General features: G+C 61.5%; 23 protein-coding genes. 6 read left to right on the forward strand and 17 right to left on the reverse strand.

Annotated elements, in window-relative coordinates; genetic code table 11:
- Positions 1-57: 57 nt before the first annotated feature.
- Genes AAG793_RS09895 through AAG793_RS09910 form a run of 4 tightly spaced genes read right to left on the reverse strand, consistent with a single transcriptional unit; the run spans position 58 to position 3,009 of the window.
- Positions 58-606 (reverse strand): pilus assembly protein PilP, encoded by a 549-nt coding sequence (locus AAG793_RS09895; RefSeq protein ID WP_341907393.1) that lies wholly within the window; start codon positions 604-606, stop codon positions 58-60.
- A complete protein-coding gene (locus AAG793_RS09900) occupies positions 606-1,277 on the reverse strand; it encodes a type 4a pilus biogenesis protein PilO (protein WP_341907396.1) in 672 nt (223 codons plus the stop codon). The genes AAG793_RS09895 and AAG793_RS09900 overlap by 1 nt, the downstream gene beginning before the upstream one ends.
- Before the next feature lie 20 nt (positions 1,278-1,297).
- On the reverse strand, positions 1,298-1,933 hold the full coding sequence (locus AAG793_RS09905; RefSeq protein ID WP_341907399.1) for a PilN domain-containing protein: 636 nt from the start codon (positions 1,931-1,933) through the stop codon (positions 1,298-1,300).
- Entirely contained in the window at positions 1,930-3,009 is a 1,080-nt protein-coding gene (locus tag AAG793_RS09910) for a pilus assembly protein PilM (protein WP_341907401.1), read from the reverse strand. Before AAG793_RS09910 ends, AAG793_RS09905 begins: the two co-directional genes overlap by 4 nt.
- Positions 3,010-3,277: 268 nt before the next feature.
- On the opposite strand from AAG793_RS09910, the gene AAG793_RS09915 reads away from it, so the two are divergent.
- Positions 3,278-5,704 carry a penicillin-binding protein 1A gene (locus tag AAG793_RS09915; RefSeq protein ID WP_341907404.1) on the forward strand — a complete coding sequence of 809 codons (2,427 nt, stop codon included), beginning with the start codon at positions 3,278-3,280 and terminating at the stop codon, positions 5,702-5,704.
- Between the two features lie 52 nt (positions 5,705-5,756).
- Here the strand turns inward: AAG793_RS09915 and cyaY are convergent, their stop codons facing one another.
- On the reverse strand, positions 5,757-6,113 hold the full coding sequence (gene cyaY / locus AAG793_RS09920) for an iron donor protein CyaY (protein ID WP_341907407.1): 357 nt from the start codon (positions 6,111-6,113) through the stop codon (positions 5,757-5,759).
- Between the two features lie 12 nt (positions 6,114-6,125).
- Between cyaY and AAG793_RS09925 the strand changes: the two genes are divergently transcribed.
- Positions 6,126-6,326, forward strand: a complete 201-nt coding sequence (locus AAG793_RS09925; RefSeq protein ID WP_341907410.1) for a lipoprotein — start codon at positions 6,126-6,128, stop codon at positions 6,324-6,326.
- 169 nt (positions 6,327-6,495) lie between these two features.
- Entirely contained in the window at positions 6,496-7,782 is a 1,287-nt protein-coding gene (gene lysA / locus AAG793_RS09930; protein ID WP_341907413.1) for a diaminopimelate decarboxylase, read from the forward strand.
- Here the strand turns inward: lysA and AAG793_RS09935 are convergent, their stop codons facing one another.
- The 5 genes from AAG793_RS09935 to AAG793_RS09955 all read right to left on the reverse strand — a co-directional run bounded on the left by AAG793_RS09935 (position 7,783) and on the right by AAG793_RS09955 (position 14,037).
- Positions 7,783-8,445, reverse strand: coding sequence for a protein-methionine-sulfoxide reductase heme-binding subunit MsrQ (locus tag AAG793_RS09935; RefSeq protein ID WP_341907416.1), 663 nt, complete (start codon positions 8,443-8,445; stop codon positions 7,783-7,785).
- Positions 8,445-9,443 (reverse strand): protein-methionine-sulfoxide reductase catalytic subunit MsrP, encoded by a 999-nt coding sequence (msrP, locus tag AAG793_RS09940; RefSeq protein WP_341907419.1) that lies wholly within the window; start codon positions 9,441-9,443, stop codon positions 8,445-8,447. The genes AAG793_RS09935 and msrP overlap by 1 nt, the downstream gene beginning before the upstream one ends.
- Before the next feature lie 123 nt (positions 9,444-9,566).
- On the reverse strand, positions 9,567-10,946 hold the full coding sequence (gene ccsB / locus AAG793_RS09945; protein ID WP_341907707.1) for a c-type cytochrome biogenesis protein CcsB: 1,380 nt from the start codon (positions 10,944-10,946) through the stop codon (positions 9,567-9,569).
- A gap of 38 nt (positions 10,947-10,984) precedes the next feature.
- The gene (locus AAG793_RS09950; protein ID WP_341907422.1) at positions 10,985-13,165 is read right to left on the reverse strand and encodes a cytochrome c biogenesis protein ResB; all 2,181 of its coding nucleotides are present in this window, start codon (positions 13,163-13,165) and stop codon (positions 10,985-10,987) included.
- A gap of 239 nt (positions 13,166-13,404) precedes the next feature.
- Entirely contained in the window at positions 13,405-14,037 is a 633-nt protein-coding gene (locus AAG793_RS09955; RefSeq protein WP_341907426.1) for a c-type cytochrome, read from the reverse strand.
- Between the two features lie 230 nt (positions 14,038-14,267).
- Here AAG793_RS09955 and yihA point away from each other — a divergent pair, with 230 nt between their 5' ends.
- Positions 14,268-14,978 carry a ribosome biogenesis GTP-binding protein YihA/YsxC gene (gene yihA, locus AAG793_RS09960; protein ID WP_341907429.1) on the forward strand — a complete coding sequence of 237 codons (711 nt, stop codon included), beginning with the start codon at positions 14,268-14,270 and terminating at the stop codon, positions 14,976-14,978.
- A 38-nt stretch (positions 14,979-15,016) separates the two neighbouring features.
- Complete coding sequence (locus AAG793_RS09965) at positions 15,017-15,949, forward strand: alpha/beta fold hydrolase (RefSeq protein ID WP_341907432.1); 933 nt, start codon at positions 15,017-15,019, stop codon at positions 15,947-15,949.
- 24 nt (positions 15,950-15,973) lie between these two features.
- Here AAG793_RS09965 and AAG793_RS09970 read toward each other — a convergent pair whose 3' ends face one another.
- Together AAG793_RS09970 and AAG793_RS09975 are read right to left on the reverse strand one after the other, a co-directional pair.
- A complete protein-coding gene (locus tag AAG793_RS09970) occupies positions 15,974-16,870 on the reverse strand; it encodes a lipid A biosynthesis acyltransferase (protein WP_341907435.1) in 897 nt (298 codons plus the stop codon).
- A complete protein-coding gene (locus AAG793_RS09975; RefSeq protein ID WP_341907438.1) occupies positions 16,867-17,745 on the reverse strand; it encodes a lysophospholipid acyltransferase family protein in 879 nt (292 codons plus the stop codon). The genes AAG793_RS09970 and AAG793_RS09975 overlap by 4 nt, the downstream gene beginning before the upstream one ends.
- A gap of 178 nt (positions 17,746-17,923) precedes the next feature.
- Here AAG793_RS09975 and metK point away from each other — a divergent pair, with 178 nt between their 5' ends.
- On the forward strand, positions 17,924-19,105 hold the full coding sequence (metK, locus tag AAG793_RS09980) for a methionine adenosyltransferase (protein WP_341907441.1): 1,182 nt from the start codon (positions 17,924-17,926) through the stop codon (positions 19,103-19,105).
- 227 nt (positions 19,106-19,332) lie between these two features.
- On the opposite strand, the gene AAG793_RS09985 is transcribed toward metK, so the two are convergent.
- From AAG793_RS09985 to AAG793_RS10005, 5 genes are all read right to left on the reverse strand, one after another.
- A complete protein-coding gene (locus tag AAG793_RS09985; protein WP_341907444.1) occupies positions 19,333-19,740 on the reverse strand; it encodes a DUF2177 family protein in 408 nt (135 codons plus the stop codon).
- A 37-nt stretch (positions 19,741-19,777) separates the two neighbouring features.
- Positions 19,778-19,975 (reverse strand): hypothetical protein, encoded by a 198-nt coding sequence (locus tag AAG793_RS09990; RefSeq protein WP_341907447.1) that lies wholly within the window; start codon positions 19,973-19,975, stop codon positions 19,778-19,780.
- 225 nt (positions 19,976-20,200) lie between these two features.
- Complete coding sequence (locus AAG793_RS09995; protein WP_341907449.1) at positions 20,201-21,508, reverse strand: M48 family metallopeptidase; 1,308 nt, start codon at positions 21,506-21,508, stop codon at positions 20,201-20,203.
- 267 nt (positions 21,509-21,775) lie between these two features.
- Positions 21,776-22,342 carry a hypothetical protein gene (locus tag AAG793_RS10000; RefSeq protein WP_341907452.1) on the reverse strand — a complete coding sequence of 189 codons (567 nt, stop codon included), beginning with the start codon at positions 22,340-22,342 and terminating at the stop codon, positions 21,776-21,778.
- A gap of 34 nt (positions 22,343-22,376) precedes the next feature.
- Positions 22,377-22,592 (reverse strand): hypothetical protein, encoded by a 216-nt coding sequence (locus AAG793_RS10005; protein ID WP_341907710.1) that lies wholly within the window; start codon positions 22,590-22,592, stop codon positions 22,377-22,379.
- Positions 22,593-22,609 lie beyond the last annotated feature (17 nt).

A 22,609-nucleotide genomic window follows, 5' to 3' on the forward strand; every position in this document is an offset into this window, starting at 1 on the left:
GCGACCGCTGGACAACTTTCCCCACCGCAAGCCTCATGATGATCGCTGTTGGTTGTTTCATTTGGATCCCTCTGTAAGCTGTAACGCTGCTGTTCGCTCTATCCACTCGCCGGCAGCATCCTGCACAATCTCACGCAGCGAAAGGCTTGTCTCAGTGACCTTGGTCACACGGCCGAAATTCTGTCCGAGGTAGTTGCCCACCCGCACCTGGTAAATCAGGTTGTCCACCCGCACCAGCGCCACCGGTTGCCCGGCCTTGATGAGGCTGCCCACCATTACCACGGCATCAAGTGGCATGGCCTCCAGAGGCTCCTTGCGGCGGCTCAGTTCGGGGGCAATCAGGGCAGCATTGGCCGTTTCCTGCTTCGAATCGCGCTTCAGGGCCTGTGTCAGCTTCTGGCTGCTGAAGGGCTCTATGGAACCCTCCTCGGTGTAAGCGCGCGGGGAAAACTTGGTCGGCTCAGGTATTGGGTCCACCTTGGGCTTGGTGGCGTTACGCTGCTCTGCCATCCACTGCTGAAGTTCCTGCTGCTCGGACGACGTGCAGCCGCCCATCAGCATTGCAGCCAGCAATGCGCCAAAAGCCGCCAGGCATCGGTTGATCATCATTTCTTCGCCCCCTTGGGCGCGGCCTTGCGCTGCAACTCCACTTCGTCGTTGTCCAGATACCGGAAAGTCTTGGCGGTAGTGTCGAGCACCAAGGTACCGTCCTTGGCAGGCGCCAGGCTCATGTTGTTCAAGGTGACGATGCGTGACAGATTGGCGATATCGGCCGCAAAGGCACCGATGTCGTGGTACCGGCCCGAGACCCGCACAGCAATTGGCAGTTCGGCGTAATACTCCCGCACGCTCACCTGGCCTGGACGGAACAGCTCGAACTGCAGACTGCGCCCGATTCCAGCCTGGTTGATGTCCGAGAGGAGCGCATCCATCTCTGCCTTGCTGGGCAGCTGTTTCTCAAGCTGCGTCACGTACTGTTGAACCTGCTCACGCTGCTTCTTGAGCGCGTCGAGATTGACCGCCTGAACCAGCTTTTTCTTGTAGTCTTCCTTGAGCTGAACCTCGCGGGCAATCTCGGCATTCAGCTCTTCGTCTGACGCGCTGAGCCACACGAACCACAGAGCGACAACCACCAGAACCGTTACCGCCACGCACAGCAGATAACGGGGAACGGCCGGCCAGGAGGGCGGGTCGTTGGGATTGAGGCCCGTGAACTGGCCTTTCAGCTTTTCCTGCAGTCCACTCAGATCGATGGATAGTTTCGGGGTTTTTGCCATGATGGGTCAGTCAGACGGCGTCAGGTTTTGGCTGCGGCAGGCGCAGGGGCTGCCGTCTTCGGAGCAGATGCCGCACCGGCGGCGGGCTTGGCATCGCTGGCCCGCTTGACGCCGACCCGCATGGAAAAATTCGACACGCGGCGCAGGTCGCGCTGACTCAGCGAGACAGTACCTGCCGTGATCTCCACCAGCTCGGGCTTGGTCAGCCACGGGCTGTTGTTGGCCAGATTGCGAAGCAGTTCAGACACACGCTCGTTCGATTGGGCTACACCCGTGATCCGCACCAACTGGTTCTCCTGCTTCATGGAGTTGATGTACACACCATCGGGCAGTTGCTTCACAAGTTCGGCCAGCAGGTAAACCGGCATGTTGCGGTTGCCCTGGAGGTCCTCCACCGCGTTCTGCCGGGCGCGAAGGGCGGCAATCTCTGCCTGAAGCGTGGCAATATCCTTGATCTGGTTGTCCAGACGTGTGATCTCTGTCCTCAGGAAATTGTTCTTCGCGGTCTGCTCCTCGATCTGGGCCAGATACCACGAGTACACCCCCATGCTGATCAGGCCACCCAGAACGGCTGCAGCACCCAAGCTGGCAAAGAACGCCTCGCGCCGACGCTTGCGTGCCGCCTCGCGGTGGGGGAGCAGGTTGACAAGAATCACTGCAGGAACCTCCGCAACGCCAGGCCACACGATGTCAGGTAGGAAGAGGCTTCGCGCCGCATCTTCTTCTCCCGGACACCATCACCAAACTCCATGCCTTCAAAGGGATTGACCAGTACGCAGGCGAAGGAGGTTTGCTGCGTCACCGCATCCGTGAGACCCGGCAAGGCCGACGAGCCGCCAGCCAGCATCACGTAGTCCACCTTGTTGTGCGGCGTGCTGGTGAAGAAAAACTGCAGGGCGCGGCCGATTTCCTGGGCCATGCTTTCCACAAAGGGCTTGAGCACGCCGGACTCGTAGTCTTCAGGCAGATCGCCACTGCGTTTCTTGCTTTCGGCCTCTTCGGGCGAAAAACCGTACTGCCGCACGATGAGTTGCGTGAGCTGTGCACCACCGAAAGCCTGATCGCGCTCGTACAGCACATCGTCGTTCTTGATGACCTGCATGCTGGTGGTGAGCGCGCCCACTTCAAACAGCGCAACCATGGTGTCCACGCCCTTGTTGGGCAGGTTCTCAATCAGACGGGCGGTCGCGAGGCGGGAGGCGTACGACTCCACATCCACCACCACCGGCTTGAGTCCGGCAGCTTCGGCCAGACCTTCGCGGTCCTGAACCTTTTCCTTGCGGGAGGCTGCGATCAGCACCTCCACGTCGCCAGCGGAGTTGGCGCTGGGCCCCACAACGCAGAAGTCAAGGCTGACTTCGTCCAGTGAGAAGGGGATGTACTGGTTGGCCTCGGACTCGACCTGCAGTTCGAGCTCGTCGTCGGTGAGACCGCCAGGAAGAATGATTTTCTTGGTGATGACCGCAGAGGCGGGCAGCGCCATCGCCACGTTTTTTGTGCGTGTGCCGCTCTTTTTGACCAGGCGGCGGACCGCGTCGGCCACCTCGTCGAATTTCTCCACGTTGCCATCGGTGATCCATCCGCGCTCGAGCGGCTCGATCGCGCAGCGCTCAAGCACCAGATTGCCCGCCTTGTCGCGGCTCAACTCCACCAGCTTGACGCTGGACGAGCTGATGTCCAGCCCCAGCAGCGCAGGGTCCTGGCGTTTGAATAACGATCCCAAAGAGATCAAGATAGTCCCCAAATGACGGCTAACATGTAGCCTCGCATACTTAAGAAATCACTTCAATAGTAGCAGTAAGCCCCTTGTACGATAACGATTTTTCCGTTTTCACGCATCCATAGCGTTGCCAAAAGCCGACGGTCTGGGCCTACATCAGCCATACGTATTCAGGCGCTTCGGGCTGCGTAACGTGAAAGTGTGAGGTTTTACTGGATCGCGCCGCAGACGGTACGGCTACCAGCATTTTTATAATCGGCACTGCCCTACGATTGCCTACATGCCCCAAAACTCATCCCCATCCGACCCTGCCGACGCCCACAACCGTCCGGCAAGCAAGGGCTCCAGCCTCGGCGGCTGGAAGCTGTGGCTGCTCAAGGGCGTGCTCTGGACCACTGGCGTCGCGCTGGCTGGCGCACTGGGCATCGTGCTGTTTGTGGCGATTGCCCTGTCGGTCGCCTACCCCAACCTGCCGGACATCTCTGACCTGCTGGACTACCGTCCCAAGCTGCCCCTTCGCGTGTACTCGGCCGATGGGGTGATCATTGGTGAATTCGGCGAAGAACGACGCAGCCTCACGCCGATCCAGGAGATTCCCAAGGTGATGAAAGACGCCGTCCTGGCGATTGAGGACGCACGCTTTTTCTCCCATGGCGGGGTGGACTATCTGGGCGTGATCCGTGCGGGCCTGGCCAATGTGGGGCAGGCCAAAAGGCAAGGCGCGTCGACCATCACCATGCAGGTGGCGCGTAACGTGTACCTGTCTGCAGAGAAAACCTACACCCGCAAGATCTACGAGATTCTTCTGACCTTCAAGCTGGAACATCTGCTTACAAAAGATCAGATCCTCGAGATCTACATGAACCAGATTTTTCTGGGAAACCGGGCCTACGGCTTTGCTGCCGCCTCCGAGGCTTACTTCGGCAAGCCGCTCAAAAACATCTCGGTCGCCGAGGCGGCCATGCTGGCTGGCCTGCCCAAGGCGCCTTCGGCCTACAACCCCATCATCAACCCCAAACGGGCACGCTCGCGCCAGCTCTACATCATCGACCGGATGGAAGAAAACGGTTTCATCACCGCCGAGCAGGCCAAGGCGGCCAAAGACGAAGAGCTGAAGGTCAAAAGCGGGCCAGACGCCGGGCGCGTGCATGCCGAGTACGTGGCCGAGACCGTGCGCCAGCTGGTCTACAACCAGTACGGCGACGAGACTTACACCCGTGGCCTCAACGTCTACACCACACTGCGCTCGACCGACCAGACGGTCGCCTACAAAGCACTGCGCAAAGGCATCATGGATTACGAGCGCCGGCAGATTTACCGCGGCCCCGAGAAATTCATCGACCTGCCGTCCAACCCGCAGGAAACCGACGACGCCATCGACGACGCATTGACGGAGAACCCAGACAACGGCGACGTCCGGTCTGCGGTGGTGCTGGAGGCCAACCCAAAACGGATTCTGGCCATGCGCCAGAACGGCGAGACGGTGGAGATCACCGGCGAAGGGCTCAAACCGGCTCAGTCAGGCCTGGCGGACAAGGCCGGCCCCAACATCAAGATCCGGCGTGGCGCGCTGATCCGCGTGGTTCAGACGCCCAAGAACACCTGGGAGATCACCCAGCTGCCGGAAGTGGAAGGCGCCTTTGTCGCGCTCGATCCGCGCGACGGCTCGATCCGCGCGCTGGTCGGCGGTTTTGACTTCGAGAAAAACAAGTTCAACCACGTCACGCAGGCATGGCGCCAGCCGGGCTCCAGTTTCAAGCCCTTCATTTACTCTGCCGCGCTGGAGAAAGGTTTCACGCCAGCTACCGTCGTCAACGACGCACCCCTGTTCTTCGACGCCGGTGTGACCGGTGGGCAACCTTGGGAGCCCAAGAACTACGACGGGCAGTTCGAAGGCCCAATGAGCCTGCGTACCGGCCTGAAAAAGTCCAAGAACATGGTGTCCATTCGCGTGTTGCAGGCGGTCGGGGCACCCTACGCTCAGGACTGGATCACCCGCTTTGGCTTCGAAGCTGAAAAGCATCCGGCCTACCTCACGATGGCCTTGGGCGCCGGCTCGGTCACGCCCATGCAGATGGCAACCGCCTATTCCGTGTTCGCCAACGGCGGTTACCGCGTCAATCCTTATCTGATCACCCGCATCACCGACCAGCGGGGCAAGGTGGTGCTCGAAACCAAACCGCCGGTGCTGGACGACTCGGCCCGGGTGATTGATGCACGCAACGCCTTCATCATGGACAGCCTGCTGCAGGAAGTGGCCCGCTCTGGCACCGCGGCACGGGCGCAATCCACCCTCAAGCGCCCCGACCTGTTCGGCAAGACCGGCACCACCAACGACTCCATCGACACCTGGTTTGTCGGCTTTCAGCCCACCCTCACAGCGGCGGTCTGGATGGGCTACGACACACCGAAGAAACTGGGCGACCGGGAAACCGGCGGCGGCCTGAGCCTGCCCATCTGGATCAACTTCATGGAGTACGCACTCAAGGGCGTTCCCGTGGCTGAATACCCGGCGCCGGAAGGCGTCGTCAACTCAGGCGGCGAGTGGTACTACAGCGAATACGCCAGAGGGTCTGGCGTCAGTGCGGTGGGCATGCAGGACCCGGCAGCGGCCGCACCGGGCGCACCCGCTGCGCCAGGTACACCGATTCAGGTGCTGCCGCCGTCGGACGAGCGCAAGCGCATCCTGGACCTCTTCAAGAATTGAGGATTGGGCCCGGGTAGGCGGGGACGCCTGCGCTGAACGCCCCGCGGTACGTTCAGCGCAGCGGCTGACCTTGGGGAACCGCCGGCGAAAAAACCAGCGGCTGCCCGGCCTGCGCCGAGGCATAGCGTGACAGGGCCGCGAACAACTCACTGCCGTCCTTCGTGTCTGCCCACTGCCCGCCCTTGAACTGGTAGTGAAAGCCGCCCGCCTTGGCCGCCATCCAGATTTCCTGCAGCGGTTTCTGCAGGTTGATGATGATCTGGCTGCGGTTCGAGAACGTGAGCGTGATCATGCCGCCGGTGCGCTGGTTGTCGACATCAGCTGTCGTCTCATCGTTGATCCGGTCACAGGATATTTCTATCGCCTGCAGTGCCGATTCCGCGAGGTCCTGGTATTCAAGGTCCGTCATTACAATCCTGTGATGCTGTTCTCTGCGCAAATTTTAGGCCTGCTGCGATTGCAGACTCGCCGCCATGGCCTTGCTGCCTTTGTGGTCGGAGCCCTGGCCCTTGCGGGCTGCGGCCAGAAGGGGCCCTTGTTTCTACCAACGCCACCCAAGGCACCCGCCGCCGCCAGCCTGCCTGCACCGAGCGCCGCACCGGCGGCATCGGCGGCGCGTTGAGCATTGAGGGCCTCGAGCCCTTCGGCAACCCGGCACAGTCAAGGCAAACCCCTTGGTCGAGCCTCTCAAACACAAGAGAAACGGCCTGATTTCCACAAAAACAGCATGGCGTGCCGTTACCCGCCTCACTAACATCCTGTCTGAACGCTCTTCCTTTTCGACTGCACCCATGACCCACGCCCTCCTCCCCGGCCACCCGCATTTCAGCTACCGCGACGATGTCCTGTTTGCCGAGGGCGTCTCCCTGCCCGCGCTGGCGCAGCAGTTCGCCACACCGCTATTTGTCTACTCCAAGGCCGCCATGCTGACGGCGCTGGCGGCCTACCAGCGCGGCTTTGCAGGGCGCAACGCACAGATCTGCTACGCCATGAAGGCCAACTCCTCGCTCGGCGTGCTGCAGGTGTTTGCACAGGCGGGCTGCGGCTTTGACATCGTCTCCGGTGGCGAGCTGGCACGGGTGCTGGCCGCTGGCGGGCAGGCAGACAAGGTCATCTTCTCCGGGGTCGGCAAGACACCTGCCGAAATGCGTCAGGCCCTGAGCGCCGGCATCGGCTGCTTCAATGTGGAGAGCGAGGCCGAACTGGACGTGCTGTCGGAAGTCGCCCTCACGATGGGCCTGCGCGCACCGGTGAGCATTCGCGTCAACCCGAACGTCGACCCGAAGACGCATCCCTATATTTCCACCGGGCTCAAGGACAACAAATTTGGCGTGGCCCACGAAGACACGCTGCGCATTTACCGGCACGCGGCGTCGCTGGCCGGCCTGAAGGTGGTCGGCATCGACTGCCACATCGGCTCGCAGATCACCGACACCACGCCTTATCTGGACGCCATGGACCGGGTGCTTGATCTGGTCGACAGTATTGAAGCCGCCGGCATGGTGCTGGAGCACATCGACTTCGGTGGCGGACTGGGTATCAACTACAACAACGACACACCACCGCAGGCCGATGCGCTGTGGGCGCAGTTGCTGGCGCGTATCGATGCCCGTGGCTACGGCCACAAGAAATTGATGATCGAGCCCGGTCGCTCGCTGGTAGGCAACGCCGGTGTCTGCCTGACCGAGGTGCTGTACGTGAAGCCAGGCGAGCACAAGAATTTCTGCATCGTCAATGCCGCAATGAACGACCTGCCACGACCGGCGATGTACCAGGCCTTTCATGCCATCGTGCCACTGCAACCGGCCAAGCCGTCAGCGACTGAAGCACGTTACGACGTGGTCGGCCCGGTCTGCGAGAGCGGCGACTGGATTGGTCGTGACCGCAACCTGCGCGTGGCGGCAGGCGATTTGCTAGCAGTGATGTCTGCAGGTGCTTACTGCATGAGCATGGCCAGCAACTACAACACCCGGGGCCGGGCGGCCGAGGTGCTGGTGGACGGTGACCAGGTTCACCTGATCCGGGAACGCGAAACCGCCACTGACCAGATGCGCGGTGAGCACCTCATCGGCCGTTGATCACCGTGAAAGCCCGGTGTGCCCGCCCACAGCGGGCTGCAGTTTTTTCTTCTTGAGAAACTGCTGAAACCGCCAGCCGAGCAAGGCGGCAATGATGAGCGCATAGATGAACACTTCGGCAAAGTCATTCTTGCCAGCGCGCATCCAGAAAAAATGCAGCACCCCAAGCCCGGCAATCAGGTACACCAGCTTGTGAAGCCGCTGCCAATGCTTGGCAGTCATGGCCTTGATGGCCGCGTTGAATGAAGTGGCTGCCAGCGGGGTCAGCAGCACAAAGGCGGCGAAGCCAACCAGGATGAAGGGGCGCTTGACGATGTCCTTGACGATCTCGGGAATGTCAAAGCCCATGTCAAACCAGCTGTAGCTCAGCAGGTGAATCACCACATAGAAATAGACGAACAGCCCCAGCATGCGGCGAAACCGGGCCAGCGCCGGAGTGCCAGTGATCACCCGCAAGGGCGTCACGGCCAGAACAAGACAGAGGAAACGCAGCGTCCAGTCGCCTGTCTGGCGGATCAGCGCTTCAGCCGGGTTGGCCCCCAGCCCGTTGGTCGCCGCGCTGTAGACCAGCCAGGCAAACGGCAGCAGACAGACCAGAAACAACAGCGGCTTGGCCACCGGATGCAGCAGCGCCTTCTGGCGGCCCGCTGACAAGCTGGCCATCAGAAGAACTTCTTGAGGTCCATGCCCGCGTACAGCTGGCCGACCTGGGCCTCGTAGCCGTTGAACATCAGCGTCTTGCGCTTTTTGGCGAACAGGCCGTCTTCGCCGATACGCCGCTCGGTGGCCTGGCTCCAGCGCGGATGGTCAACCAGCGGGTTCACATTCGAATAGAAACCGTACTCCTGCGGCGCCGCCTTGTTCCATGCGGTGCGTGGCTCCTTGTCTGTGAAGCGGATCTTGACGATGCTCTTGCCGCTCTTGAAACCGTACTTCCAAGGCAGCACCATGCGCACCGGCGCGCCGCTCTGGTTGGGCAGCACTTCCCCGTACATGCCGAAAGCGAGCATGGCCAGCGGATTCATGGCTTCGTCAAGGCGCAGGGCCTCCACGTACGGCCACTCCAGCACACGCGAGCCCACGAAGGGCATGGTCTTTGGATCCGCGAGCGTCACGAACTCCACATACTTGGCGCTGCCCAGTGGCTCGACCTTCTTGATCAGTTCAGACATCGAGTAACCCACCCATGGAATGACCATGGACCAGCCTTCCACGCAGCGAAGGCGGTAAATGCGCTCTTCCTGCGGGGCGAGCTTGATCAGGTCTTCCAGCGTGTAGCTCCTGGGCTGCTTGACCAGCCCCTCAATCGCCACGGACCAGGGCTTGGTGACCAGGGTGTGTGCATTCTTCGCAGGGTCGGCCTTGTCGGTGCCGAACTCATAGAAGTTGTTGTAGCTCGTCACATCTTTGTAGTCGGTGACTTTCTCCATCGTCACCGCGCCGACGACGGACGACTTCGCACCGGGCAAGGCGGCCAGCTTGCCGGGCTTCTGCACGCCCTGTGCCAGCGCCTCGCGCCCTGCCCAGCCTGCCAGCGCCGCGCCTGCGGCACCGGTGGCCATCAGTTTCATCAGCTCGCGCCGATTCTGGTAAACCTGCTGCGACGTGATTTCGCTGGGAACGCGGTGGTCGAAGCCGTTGGAAAAAGTCTTGATGATCATGGGAAGTCCTGGTGTTGAGGGTTAGTCTGAATACGCAGTCGCTTCTTACAGGGATTCAGTGGTCATCACGCGCCCATCCGGAAAACAGGACGGGCGAGACGCACCCGACGAACGCCAGACTGCCTACAGGGTACCGTAACTGTGAAGCCCTGACAGGAACATGTTCACTCCCAGGAACGCAAACGTGGTCACAGCCAATCCGACCAATGCCCACCATGCAGCGACCGTGCCGCGCAGGCCTTTCATCAGGCGCATGTGCAGCCAGGCCGCGTAGTTGAGCCACACGATCAGGGCCCAGGTTTCTTTCGGGTCCCAGCTCCAGTAGCCACCCCAGGCCTCGGCCGCCCACAGCGCGCCCAGCACCGTGGCAATGGTGAAGAACGCAAAGCCGACCGCGATCGACTTGTACATCACGTCGTCGAGCACCTCAAAGCTGGGCAGGCGGTCTGCGATGCGTTTGCGCCCCAGCAGAAGGCCTGCCGTGATCAGGCCGGACACCAGCAGATAAACGGCCCAGTAGTTGCTGCTCCCCGCTGCGGCTTCCGCCGGGGATTTTCGGAACACGATGGGAACGAAACACAGCACCACGCCCAGCAACCACAGGGGCGTGAGGCGGTACCAGCGGGTTTCGGTCGCCTGTTGCTTGATCAGGTAGGCCAGCGACACCATGGCAGCCAGCGCAAACATGCCGTAGCCGACGAAATTGGCCGGTACATGCAGCTTCATCCACCAGCTTTTGAGCGCAGGCACCAGCGGCTGGATTTCATGCGCTTCACGCACCACGGTGTACCAGAGCAGAAAGCCCACGGCCGCACTGACCACCAGCATCACGAAAGCGCCCATGGCGCGGGTCTTGTACTGCGCTTCGAAATAAAGATAAAAAGCCGCTGTCATCCAGCAAAACAGCACGAAGACTTCGTACAGATTGCTCACCGGAATGTGCCCGATATCCGGGCCCATCAGGTAGCTTTCGTACCAGCGCACCATGGTGCCGATCAGCGCCATACCGATGGCCACCCACGCAATGCGCGAACCCAGCAGCTCCATGGTTCCGCCGCGCGCAGAGCCTTCATCCGACTTGCCCGCAGGCGCAAACATGCCCAGCCAGTAAAAAATCGTGCTCATGAAAAAGAGCACGCTCATCCAGAGGATGGCCGACTGGCTGGAAAGGAAGTACTTGAGCCAGAACACCTGCTCGGCCCGCGCCAGATCACCCTGATAGGCGCCAATGCCCATCAGGGAGAACGCCGCCACCAGCACCGTCAGCGCCTGGAGCGGGCGCCAGAACCAGCCCATGGCGATCACGGAAGGAATGGTGCCGATCAGGATGCCTTTCTCGTAGACATCCATGTGGGCGCTGTAGCGGAACAAGGCGTAAAGGCAACCCGCCGTCACCAGCACGGCGAACACCCAGTCGAGTGCGTTGCGCCTCGAAAAGTAGCCCGCTTCCAGGCTCAGGGTGGTGTCACCGCCAGCGCTCAGCGTGGTGGTGGTGTGGGTCATCTTGGTGTTGGTAGGGGGCTTGGCGATCGTGGTTGTGTTCATGCGGAGGCCTGCAACAGTTTCGCTTTCAAAAGATCAAATTCCTTGTCACCGTCCATTGTCTTCCGGTTGGTGGACAGGGCCATCGTGGCGCTGCTTCCCGCCTGCTCTGCAGAAGCGAAAGGAGACAAGGGGGACAGCCAGACCCAGATGCGCCGTTCACGCACATACAGCATGGCAAAAATGCCGATGATCAGCAAGGCGCAGCCAAGGTAAACGATGTTCCGTCCGGGCGCACGGGCAACCTGGAACACGCTGGCCTGCACCTGCGTGAAGTCCTTCAGCTGAAACGCCATGGGCGCCGGGTAAAGGTAGGCGTCAGACAGAGCCAGCACCAGCTGCGACATGAAGCCGCGTGTGGGCTCGTCCTGAGTCAACGGCTTGAGGCCCGCCTGCTGGCGCGTCATCTGCGTCAGGTCAAACAGCACACCGTTGAGGATACGGATCAACACCTCGCCGGCGCGCTCACGCTCGGCTTCGGGCACATTGACTTCCATGAAATCGGCAATCGCCTGCAGACCGGCTGCAGGGGCCTTGCCACCCGGCGCGCCTTCGCCGCTGCCAGCGAACAGGGCAAGCGCGCGCGAGGCGGATTCGATCAGTTGCTGGGCCAGCTCCGGGCGGTCGGCGCCCACCGCCTGGCTGGCGTAGCGGCGCACAGCGCGCTCGCGCAGTACCGGGTCAGCCAGCGCCGCACGCACCATCAGGAAGGTCTGCATGCTGCCCTCCGCGTCTGCCGGGATGCGCAGGTACTGGAACGGGTCCGACGGCTTTTCCCGCGCACCGAGCAGGAACACGGACGGGCTGTCGGGCAAGGCGTCGAGCTTGACCGGCAGCATGTAGTTGTTGAACTCGCGCGCCTGGCCGGCTGCATCGCGCAGCTTGTAGCTCACGCTTGGGCCGACGTTGCGCAGCTCCTTTTGCGTCACGGTCTTGTTGGCTGCGCCCAGGCGGCTGTCGATGGCCTGTCGCAGGTCGACCTTGCGCACATCTGCACCCGAGCCCGCAGTGCCAGGGTCTGCGCCAAAGTTCTCCACGTTGATGACGCGCAGGCCGGTGTATTCGAGTGTCAGTTTTTCTGCGTTCGGGCCTTCGCCGTTGATCAGGCTGCTGGAGCCGCCGATGGTGCCCTGGATCTCGAACGGCTTGCTGGCCGCCGCCATGGGGAAAGCCTGCAGCGTCACGCTGGATCCGCCGTCATCAAAGCTGGACTGGTAAATCTCGATGCCCTTGTAGCGGGCCGGATGGTTGACCTCCACACGCGCCTCGGTGGCTTCGCCGGTGGACTTGTCGTGAATCACGATGTCGCTGGCGAACAGCTTGGGCATGCCGGTGGAGTAGTACTCGACGATGAACTTTTTCAGCTCGATATTGAACGGCAGTTCCTGCAACAGCACACCACCGGGCTGGTTGAGGATGGCGGTGCCTGATTGCGTGCCCTCCGACACCAGCAGATTCGCACGGAAGGTCGGGTTGCTGGCGCTGAGCCGGTGCTCGGCCGGAACCTCTGCGATCAGCCCGCCACCGCTGTAGATGCTCTTGCCACCCAGCCACATCTGCGCGCGCACGATCATGTCGCCATCGAGCAAGCCGCCAATGCAGATCAGCACAATGGCGCTGTGCGCGGCGATGTAGCCCAGCTTGTTGGCCGAGCCCTTTTTGGCCGCCACCATCCAGCCACCAGCCGCGTCAGGTCCCTCCGGTTGACGGTGCTGCAGCTTCACCTTCCAGCCGCTTTGCACCAGGGTTTGACCAATGCGGTGGGCGGCAACGTCGGGCGCTTCAGCCAGGGCGGCTTCGGCGCGATGGCCAAATGCCTTCAGGCTTTGTTCGCGGACGTTTTCCTTCAGCTGGTTCAAATCCGCCAGGATCTTGGGTGTATTGCGGGCAATACACAAAGAGGTGGAGATGACCAGAAAGGCCAGGATGAGCAAAAACCACCAGGCGCTGTAGACGGTGTTCAGGCTGAGCAGGCTGAAGGTCTGCGCCCAGAAGGGACCGAACTGGTTGACGTAGTTGTTCAGCGGCTCCCCCTGCTTGAGCACGGTGCCGATCACCGAGGCAATGCAGATCACCGTGAGCAGCGAGATCGAAAACCGCATCGACGACAACAGTTCCACCGCAGCCTGCAGGCTGCGGGAGCCGCGGTTCAGAGTCAATCCTTGGGTGGAAACAGTCATGGTCGTTGGGCGGTCAGCGGCAGGTCAGGCGTTCGGTACATGCAGGGCGAATTCAGAAAAGCCGGGAAAACGAAGGGTGATCACAGGCAGCGCCGGGGAGGGTCGCCATCAGAAACACAAAAGGCGGGCTTTCATCAGAAAGACCCGCCTGGATGTGATTGTTTTTTCGGGCCGGGGTTCAATGCAAAAGCACTGATTGTCCCAATGGCCTCACGGGCCCGTGTCCGGAAAAAGGACGATCAGCGCAAACCGGCGATGTAGTCGGCCAGGGCCTTGATCTCGCGGTCGTTCAGCTTGGCGGCGACCTGGCTCATCTGAATGCTGTTTTTGCGCACACCGTCACGGAAAGACGTCAGCTGGGCTGCCGTGTAATCGGCATGCTGACCACCCAGACGCGGGTACTGCGCCGGAATGCCGGCACCTGAGGGGCTGTGGCAACCTGCGCAGGCAGCCACCTGACGGTCGGCAATACCACCGCGGTAAATGCGCTCACCCAGAGCCACCAGTTCCTTGTTGCTGGCAAAACCGGGCTTGGCCTTCTTGCTGGCGAGCCAGTAGGCGATGTTTTTCATGTCGTCGTCAGACAGCGCAGCAGCCATGCCCTGCATGATGGCGTTCTGGCGCTTGCCGGACTTGTACTCCTGCAACTGCTTGACGAGGTACTCGGGGTGCTGCTGGGCCAGTTTGGGGTTGGCCGGGCTGCCCGAATTGCCATCGGCGCCATGGCAGGCAGCGCACACAGCGGTGAAGCTGGCCTCACCTTTGACGAGGTCCGGCTTGGCCACTTTGGCAGCGGCTTCACCGGCTGCGAACGAAGACATGGCGGGCACGGACAGCAGAACGGCCAGGAGAGAAGTAACGAACAGCTTCATATCGGGGGATTTAATTGGTTGGCGCACAAAACTCAGAACCTTCTGATTTTACAATGGCTTGACCACGGCACCGCCCGCACAGGCCTTGCCTTGATCACCCACTGGGGTATTGGGCCACTTGCCGACAGCCGCCGAACCGCATTTGCCGCATATGTAAAGGGCGTGACGCACCTTCTCCGGGGCCGCTGGCGCATGCCAAGCCGGCCGCCAACGCCCCTGAATACACAACCATGACATCAGCCCCTCCATCCAAAGCCTCCGCCGCACCCACGGCGCAGCGGCCGGACCCCAAAATCGCGATGGGCTGGCTGCATACGGCCAAATTCCTGACCACCGCGCCCGAACTCAAGCACCTGCCGCGTGTGGATGTGCCCGAAATTGCCTTTGTGGGGCGCTCCAACGCCGGCAAGTCCACCTGCATCAACACCCTGACGCAGCAGCACCGTCTGGCTTTTGCCTCCAAAACACCCGGCCGCACGCAAAGCATCAACCTGTTCTCCCTCGGCAAGCAGGGCGTGACGGATGCCGTGCTCGCCGACCTGCCCGGCTACGGCTACGCAGCCGTGCCCAAGGAAGCCAAATACCGCTGGCAGCAGGTGATGGGCAACTACCTGCAAACGCGTGACAACCTCCAGGCAGTGGTGCTGCTGTGCGACCCACGGCTTGGCCTGACCGAACTCGACGAAATCCTGCTGGATGTGATCCGGCCGCGTGTCGAGGAAGGCCTGAAGTTTCTGGTGCTGCTGACCAAGTCCGACAAGCTCAACAAGACGGAAGCGGCCAAGGCGCTGTCCATCGTGCGACTGCAGGCCGGCGGCGGAGACGTCAAACTCTTCTCGTCCCTGAAACGCCAGGGGGTGGAGGAAGTCGCGCAACACCTGTGGGACTGGGCCCATCCTGCCGGAAACGCCCCCAAAGTCGCCACCGAACCCAGCGCCTGAGCCTGACCACCCGGGCTGGCGTGCACCACCATCGCGCCATGAACGAAACCGCTGTCGAAACCGCCCTTGTTGAGCTACCCCACGGCATCACGCTGTCATGCCGCACCTGCGGCGACAAGGGGCGTCCGGTACTGATGTTTCTGCATGGTTTTCCGGAAGCGGCCTTTGTCTGGGACGCGCTGATGATCCACTTTTCCAGGCCGGAGCACGGCGGCTTCCGGTGCGTCGCGCCCAATCTGCGCGGCTTTGAGCACTCCAGCGCGCCCGCAGACGTCAAGGACTACCGGCTCAAACACCTGATGCAGGACATCGCGGCGCTGATCGCCATCGAGTGCAACAACGAACCACTGGCTTGTCTGGTGGCTCACGACTGGGGTGGCGCGGTCGCCTGGAACCTGGCGGCGGCACAACCGGCGCTGATGCGGCGGCTGGCCATCATCAACTCGCCACACCCGGGTACTTTTGTTCGTGAACTGACACATTCGGCCGAGCAGCAGTCCGCCAGCGCCTACATGAATTTCCTGATCCGCCCGGACGCCGAAGACCGGCTGGCCGAGGACGATTTCAGACGCCTGTGGGCGCTGTTCAACAACATGGGCGCCACTGACGGACCGCATCGCTGGCTGACCGGGCCGGTGCAGTCGCAGTACCGCGCCGTGTGGCAACAGGGGTTGCATGGCGCGCTGAATTACTACCGGGCTTCACCCGTGCGCCCGCCACGCCCCGGCGACCCGGGGGCAGCAGCCGTCCACATCCCGCGCGAGATGCTCGACATACGCGTGCCGACGCTGGTGATCTGGGGCATGAAAGACCACGCCCTGCTGCCGTCGCTGCTGGAGGGGCTGGACGATTACGTGCCCGACATGACATTGCACCGGGTGGACGACGCCACCCACTGGATCGTGCATGAGCAGCCCGAGCAAGTGGCTGCTTATCTGCAGGATTTTCTGGCCTGGGAAACCAGCCGCTGACTGGCATAACCCGTCCGGTAAAGCTTAATAAAGCGAGGGCTCACCTTCAGGGCGCGTCTTGAAGCGCTTGTGCACCCAGTAGTACTGCGACGGCATGGTGTTGATGTACTCCTCAAGGCAGGCGTTCATCCGCGCGGCATCTGCCGTGGCGTCGTCGGTCGGGAAATTCTCCAGCGCTGGTCGCACCTCAATCTCATAGCCGTCTGCCGTCATCCGCGGCAGCAAGGGCACCACCTTGGCACGGCCCAGTCGCGCAAAGCGGGACAGCGATGGGACGGTGGCCGCAGGCACGCCGTAGAAGGGCACAAACAGCGAATCGTCCGGGCCGAAATCCATGTCGGGCAGCAGGTACAGCGGCTGGCCGTCCCGCAACGCAGTCACGATGGGCTTGACGCCGTCGATGCGCCCAAACAGGCGCAGATTGCCGAAGCGCTGGCGCCCGCGAAGAATCCAGCGGTCCACCATCTGGTTGGACTGGTTGGTGTAGATGGTCGTCGACGGCCGCGGGCTGTTCAGGGCCACCGCCACCCACGCCGCATCGAGCCCATAAAAATGCGGCAGAAAAATCACTGTCGGCGCATGTCCGGCGAGTTCATGAACTGCCCCCTTGAGCCGCACCTGCCGAGCAACCCGATCAGCAGGCGCATGCCACAGCCAGGCGCGGTCCAGCCAGGCCTGCGCAAAGTAGACAAAAGTCTGCTTGACCAGCACACCACGCTCAGCGGGCGAAAGCGCCGGGAAGCAGAGCTGCAAATTGGTGGTGACCACCCGCCGGCGCGAACCCACGAGGACATACAAAGCCCAGCCCAGCAAGGCGCCCAGTGCACGGGTCCATGCCAAGGGCAGCATGGCCAGCACACGCATGCCGGCGATGCCAGTGCGGGTCACTGCGCGATGAAGGAGCCGCCGAACCGATGTCACGCGGATTCCTCCTGGCGCACATCTGTAGGGGCCGCTTCCTTGCGGGGCGTCTTATAGCGTGCATAGCCCCACAGGTACTGGCCCGGCTGGCTCAGCACGATGGCCTCGATCGCCTCGTTGATGCGCGTCACCATCGTGAGCAGGCTGACATCCTCCGCGCCTTCCGGCATCTTGACCGGTGGCCAGATTTCCAGCCGGTAGCCGCGACCTCGGGGCAAGCGCTCGCAGCTGACCGGCAGCATCACGGCGCCAGACTGCAGGGCCAGCCGCGCCGCCAGCGTCATGGTGTAGGCCGGACGGCCGAAAAACGGCGCCCACACACCCAAGCCCTCGGGCGGCACCTGGTCGGTGAGCAGGGCCACCGCTTCGTTGGACTTCAGGGCTTTGTGCATCAGGCGAATTCCGCTCAGGCTGGCAGGCACCACCGTAAGCCGGGCCCGGTTGCGCGCCATCTGCTCCAGCCGCGCCAGCCACGGCTTGCGGGCTGGCCGGTAAATGGCCGTGATGGGGCCATACAGCTCGGCCAGGGCCTGGGGACCGGTTTCAAAGCTGCCGCAATGCGGGCCGAAAAAAATCACCCCTCGCCCTTGAGCAAAGGCCGCATCCGCATGGGCCTGGCCGGACACCTGCACGTTGCCGAGGCACGACTCGGTGGCCGGGCGCATCCACAGCTTGGGCAGCTCGGCAATGAAGCGGCCCGCCTCGGCAATCGCCGGCCGGGCCTGGTCAAAAGACAAACCCGCCTGCGCCACATTGGCCCGAAACTGGGCCCGATAGCGCGGGCTGGCCGCCCACACCAGCCAGCCCATGGCGCCGCCCAGCGCATGCAGCGCAGCCAGCGGCCAGTTGGAAAAGAAACGGAATAAGAAAACCATGAAAAAGTTGAAGGCGGATTCACCACAGCGGATGAACCCCGGACCGCACACTCATATAATGCGGCCTGTCGCCGAGTTATTGAACAACTTGCAGGGCGACATTAAACCAAACTGCTAAAGCGTTCGCCGAGGCACCCCAAGCCGGCAACGCGCCGACTAACCTGATGGAGTGTACGCAATGGCGAACGATTTTCTTTTCACATCCGAGTCTGTTTCCGAAGGCCACCCCGACAAGGTGGCTGACCAGATTTCCGATGCCATCCTTGATGCGATTTTCAAGCAGGACCCGCGCAGCCGCGTGGCCGCTGAAACCCTGACCAACACCGGTCTGGTGGTGCTGGCGGGCGAGATCACCACCAACGCGCATGTGGACTACATCCAGGTCGCCCGCGACACCATCAAGCGCATCGGCTACGACAACACCGAGTACGGCATCGACTACAAGGGCTGTGCGGTCATGGTCTGCTATGACAAGCAGTCCAACGACATCGCCCAAGGCGTGGACCACGCGTCCGACGATCACCTGAACACCGGCGCCGGCGACCAGGGCCTGATGTTCGGCTACGCCTGCGACGAGACGCCCGAGCTCATGCCAGCTCCGATTTACTACGCCCACCGCCTGGTGGAGCGCCAAGCCCAGCTCCGCAAGGACGGCCGCCTGCCCTTCCTGCGCCCGGACGCCAAGAGCCAGGTCACGATGCGCTACGTGGACGGCAAGCCGCACAGCATCGACACCGTGGTGCTGTCTACCCAGCACAGCCCCGACCAGAGCGAAACGCCGCACAAGATGAAGGCCTCGTTCAACGAAGCCATCATCGAAGAGATCATCAAGCCGGTGCTGCCCAAGGAATGGCTCAAGGACACCAAGTACCTGATCAACCCGACCGGACGTTTCGTCATCGGTGGACCGCAGGGCGACTGCGGCCTGACCGGCCGCAAGATCATCGTCGACACCTACGGCGGCGCCTGCCCGCACGGCGGCGGTGCGTTCAGCGGCAAGGACCCTTCCAAGGTCGACCGCTCAGCCGCTTACGCTGCGCGCTACGTGGCCAAGAACATTGTGGCCGCAGGCCTGGCCCGTCAGTGCCAGATCCAGGTGGCGTACGCCATTGGCGTGGCACGCCCGATGAATGTGACGGTGTACACCGAAGGCACGGGTGTGATGTCCGACGAGAAACTCTCGGCACTGGTCAACGAACACTTCGACCTGCGCCCGAAGGGCATCATCCAGATGCTGGATCTGCTGCGTCCGATCTACGAAAAGACGGCGGCCTATGGTCACTTCGGGCGCGATGAGCCTGAATTTACCTGGGAGCGTACGGATAAAGCGCAAGCGCTGCGTGCAGCGGCAGGCCTGTAAGGACTGCGGAGCGAAGCTCCCTTGAGCTTTGGGGGTCGCTCATATTGCGCAGCAATGTGATGCGGCAACCATAAAGCTGCTGCCCTGCGGGCTGCAGCCGGCCTGTAAAGGCTGCGGCGCTTCGCGCAGCAGCAGGTCTGTAAACAACCCTCTACTCTGGCTGGATCTTTTCAGATCTCGTCAGCTCAATCAAAGCCACCCTGCGGGGTGGCTTTTTCACATCTGCCCTACGAGCGCTGAAAATAGTCCATGCTCACCTTGCCAGCAGCTGTCGCGACGCCGCTGATGAAGGTGCCCCACGCCATGTCCAGCACGGTCAGGCCCACCGGCCAGTTCCTGATCACTGCGAGGTTGGTCAGGTCGTAAGTCGCGTAGGCGAAAAATCCGAACAGTGCGCCCATGCCAACGGCCTTGAGAAGCGGGGCATCGCCCGACGCGGGCAGCACGGCGAAAATCATCAGACCCAGCGGGTACAGCAGGTAAAACAGCGCGGCTGCGACCAGATTGGGGGAATCGGTCAGCAGCGACCCCATGCCCTCCTCGTACCACGACACGGCGATCACGCGCAGCCAGATCATGTCAATCACCACCATGGTGGCCAGAATCGCCAGATAGATCCCTGAATACTTCAGCATGGTGGAGCTTCCTGTAACGTGTGGAAAGGCCAAACCTTCAGGTGACAAAACTGCTGCTTTCAGCCCGCTGCTCATCTGAATCCCCGTCCTGCGGCGGCTCGACATCCATCACCGGAAACGGCCACGGACTGCGCGATGGTGCGCCAGAACCACCCGTCGACGCACGGCCGACATGAACCGACCACCCCCGGGCGATGTCGCCAGAAGTCGTGCTTGTCGAGCTGAGTTCAATCATGTGCGTCCTTTGAGTCATCCTTGCCGCGCGGTGCCAAATGCACGGAGACAGGGTTTGAATGACTTTAGGGGTGCCACACAGGCCACTCTGTACGCTGCCGACCAAATTCATGTAGGACAGCGCGGAAACAACAAGTGCGCATGGCTGTTGCGAAACGGCTGGATACAGATCACTGGACGAGTCATTGGGAGAACCCGCGAGCGCCCCATGACACAGCCTGAATGCTTACGACCCATCCCGGAGGTCGGAAACCTGAACGCCTGAGCATGACACCATCATTTTTTTGGCACAGGATGTCTTTTCAGACAGACTGAGATCGAGCGCTCGTTGGCGGTACTTTTCTGCAGCCTGACCAAAACCAAGACCTTGGGCGGCTTTGGAGAGGTAGAAATAGGACAGGTCCAGCTCGAAATCCAGATCGAGCACCTTGGAGGCCAAGTCACGCCAGCTGCCAGAGCGGTAAAGCTCAGCCAAGCTGCCTTGCTTGATCAGGTAGGCTGGCAGGTTGGCTCCTTTGAGCTCGGACTCTCCTTTGATGAATTGATCCCACGAGATTGAATAGAACGCTTGGGCCATGCCGGGGTCTACTTTGGGTCGCCCATCATAAGCACCGCGAAGCCAGTCATACGGCACGCGCTGTGTGGCTGTAGCCGCTGCATAAAGAGGCCCCATGGGTTTGCCGAGCTCCATGAGATTTTCCTGGCGACGCTCTGGTGATGGATGAGTACTGAGAAAGTCTAGGCGCCCCTTGCTCTTCGTAGCCTCCGCCATTTTCTGCCACAGCGTTACAGCGGCCCCAGGGTCATAGCCGGCGCGGGCAGCCAGTTCGATGCCGATCCGGTCCGCTTCTGTCTCCGTAATCCGCCCGTTTGGCATATTCACAAATGCAAGTGCGGCAAAAGTAAGTCCTCCCCGGTTGGCATTGAAGTCCTGACTATTTTTCGCCGCTGCCGCAGAGATCGCAAGGACGGCGATGTTGCTGGCAATCTGCATGGACATCTTCTCCGCGCCATGGCCTGCCAGGGCATGGCCGATTTCATGGCCCATCACTTGGGCGATTTCATCGTCGGTGGCATTCAGTTGATTGATTAGTCCGGTGTAGATCGCCATCAATCCGCCGGGCATGCAAAAAGCGTTGATGGTTTTGTCATCGTCAATCACGTTAACTTGCCAGTTCCACGTCACTGACTTGGGCTGATACCGAACCGCCTCCTCGATGAGCCGGTTGGTGATGCTCTCCACGCGGGCGTTTAAAGGGGAGTTGGTGACCAGTTTTTCCTTTTTCTTGAAGTCACCCATCATCGAGTTGTAGTAACTCACGCTCTGCCTGGAAGCGGATTCGTCGCTGATCAATGTCAATTGGGACCGCCCGGTCATGGTGTTGGTCGCACAGCCCGACAGCCCAATCAACGTTGTTGACAGTACAAAGAGATACGCCGCTGCTCTTGATTTCATAAGTTGGAGACCCTGATTGAAGATGATCAGCTGGCGCCACTGGGCTGGTATCGCCGTCGCATCGCCACTCGTAATCAAATGTAACCTCGTCTGCTGTGATCGGGTTCGCTGAACCAGTGATCAGGAAATATTCACGATCAATCAGCCTCACTCGATATGGTCGAGTGAGGCTGTACCAGCTACGCCTAGCGGTCGAGGCTAATGCGGTAGGTCATGGTGCCGTTAGGGCAACTCACGCGGGACGGATCGACCCACATGACTTTGGCGGGCGAGTTTTGCAAAAGTGGGAGCGCCCTCGAACCATCAGCGCAGGGGCTGGCGATGCGTGGAGTTGTAGAGTGACTGCTACTTGACGCTGACCGCGTCCGTCATGCGGTAGTAAAGACCGTATTTGTCGTCAGTGAGCACCAGAAACCGGCCTTCAACAACCACAGGCTCCATGCTGTACTTCACCGGCGTCTTGGCCAGCACCTCAACCATGCCCTCGGGGCCACCGGGCACGCAGAAGCCGCAGGTCAACGGAACGGACGAGACCAGAAACCGCTTTTGTGTCGCACCGGGCTCCAGCGGCATCATGAATCCCTGGATGCGCTGTGTTTTCTGGTTGAGCGACAGATGCGTTGCGTCGAACACCGGCATCAGGCGATTCTTTTCCACCTTGATCGTCACCTTGGTCAGCACCGACCAGGGCACCACGTCATCACGCGGAACCAGCGGCGCAAACGGGCTGTTGGCGCCGTGCACACCCGCGCCCTGGCCCATGGGAATCTCGGGGGCGGGGGCGCCAGAGGGCACGCCCGCGGGTCGGGCCGCCGGGCTCGTCGGCGACCCCGATTGAGCCGTGGACAGGACAGGATACCCGCCGACCACCGCAGCGATGCCCATGCAAACCAGATGACGCGACAGCTTCATTTGTTGATCCCGGATGACTGGCAAAAACGCCTGCTCAGTGGGCGTGCTTCATGCCGCAGTATTTACCGACAGCAATTCCCTTGCAAGCGGCCTGCAATTCTTTCAGACACACATCCTCCGATTTGCCGGACTCCAGGCATTTGGCCGCACCCTCATGGGCTGCCGCCAGGGCGCGGTGCCGCTGGATGTCTTCCTTGGTTTCCTTGCTGGTGTGCTGCGCCTGTGCCTGCACCAGTGGCGCAGCAAACATAGCGGCCACGGAACAGG

Source organism: Polaromonas sp. YR568, from assembly GCF_943372955.1.
Taxonomy (GTDB): Bacteria; Pseudomonadota; Gammaproteobacteria; order Burkholderiales; family Burkholderiaceae_C; genus Polaromonas.